Origin of the sequence: Streptomyces sp. RP5T (assembly GCF_003933965.1) — a bacterium.
Lineage (GTDB): Bacteria > Actinomycetota > Actinomycetes > Streptomycetales > Streptomycetaceae > Streptomyces.
In genome coordinates this window covers 1-1563 of sequence record NZ_RSAJ01001039.1, presented here as the reverse complement: position 1 = coordinate 1563, position 1563 = coordinate 1, and the positions used below count along the sequence as shown (strand labels likewise).

1 protein-coding gene and 1 pseudogene are annotated in these 1563 nt (G+C 73.1%); both read left to right on the top strand.

Annotation, left to right across the window (positions count from 1 at the left end; translation table 11 throughout):
* Nucleotides 1-593: pseudogene (locus EHS43_RS44270) on the top strand (serine/threonine protein kinase); the annotation flags it as partial.
* Nucleotides 594-668: 75 nt separating this feature from the next.
* A partial coding sequence (locus tag EHS43_RS44265; RefSeq protein ID WP_148104328.1) for a serine/threonine-protein kinase occupies nucleotides 669-1563 on the top strand: 895 nt, incomplete at its 3' end.

The following is a 1563-nucleotide window of genomic DNA, read 5'->3' as shown; positions in this document are numbered from 1 at the left end:
GCCGTACGGTTGGGGGCGGTTCGGCGACGGGCAGCGCGACGGCGAGCAGTTCCGCGACGGGTGGTCCGACGACGGGTGGTTCGGCGCCCGGGACGTCCGCGAGCGGCTCCGGCGCCACGGACGAGCCCGCTCCCTCCGTGACCCTGCCGTCCGCGCCCTCCGGGTACCAGGCGGTCCGGGACCCGGCCGGGTTCGCGCTCGCCGTGCCCGACGGGTTCACCCGTGAGCCGCAGGGGGAGCGGGTCTTCTACCTGTCGGCCGAGGAGACCTTCCGCCTCGGCGTCAAGGTCACCGCCCCCCAGCCCGGCGGCCCGCTGGGTGTGATGCGGCGCGCGGCCGCCAAGGGCCCGGAGGCCAACCCCGGGTACCGCGACGGCCGGGTCACCTCGGTCACGCACCGCGGACACCCCGCCGCCTTCTGGGAGTTCACCTGGGACGGCTTCAGCGCGGCCGAGGGCGCCCGGCACACCTACGACCTGTGCTGGGAGGAGAACGGGCGGCTGTACGACGTGTGGGTGTCGGCGCCGGTCGGGCAGGCGCGGGAGGCCAGGGAGCACTTCGACGTGGCCGTCGACACGTTCACGGTGCCGTAGGGATACGTCACGGGTCTGTGACCGGAACGCGTCACCTCTGGATGCGTGCGGGTCTGGCGCGATATGGATGAACCCATGAGCAGCAGCGGGGGAGTCGGCCACGAGTCCGACGAGACGACGAGTTATGTTCTGCAACCTCCCAGGCCCCCTCAGCCGGAGTCGGGCGTGGGCCGGCTCGTCGCGGGCCGGTACCGCCTGCTCGCCAAGCTCGGGCACGGTGGTATGGGGACGGTGTGGCGGGCCAAGGACGAGACGGTGGACCGCGAGGTGGCCGTCAAGGAACCCCGCGTTCCGGACCATCTTCCTGAACGCGAACGGGGAAACGCCTTCGAGCGCATGCGGCGGGAGGCGCGGGCCGCGGCCCGGCTCGATCACCCCGCTGTCGTGAACGTGCACGATGTGGCGGTCGTGGACGGCCGGCCGTGGATCGTGATGGAGCTGGTGCAGGGGCGTTCGCTGGGCGATGTGCTGCAGGAGGGCACGCTCGGGGCGCGGGAAGCGGCGAGAATCGGCCTTGAGGTGCTGGGCGCGCTGGAGGCCGCGCACGCGGCCGGCATCCTGCACAGGGATGTGAAACCGGACAACGTCCTGCTCGGTCGCCACGACCGGGTCGTCCTCACCGACTTCGGCATCGCGCAGATCGAGGGCGAGACGAGTCTGACCGACACCGGCGGGTTCGTCGGCTCGCCCGAGTTCATCGCTCCCGAGCGGGTGCTGGGCCAGCGTCCGGGACCCGCCTCCGACCTCTGGTCCCTCGGCGTGGTCCTGTACGCGGCGACGGAGGGCGTCTCGCCGTTCCGCCGCAGCAACACGCCCGCGACCCTCCAGTCCGTCCTGAACACCATGCCCGCGCCGCCCGCCACGGCGCTGGGCCCGCTCGCCGACGCCATCAACGGCCTCCTCCAGAAGGACCCGGCACGCCGCCCGAGCGCCGCCCAGGTGCGGGCGCTCCTGGAGGCCACCGCCAACC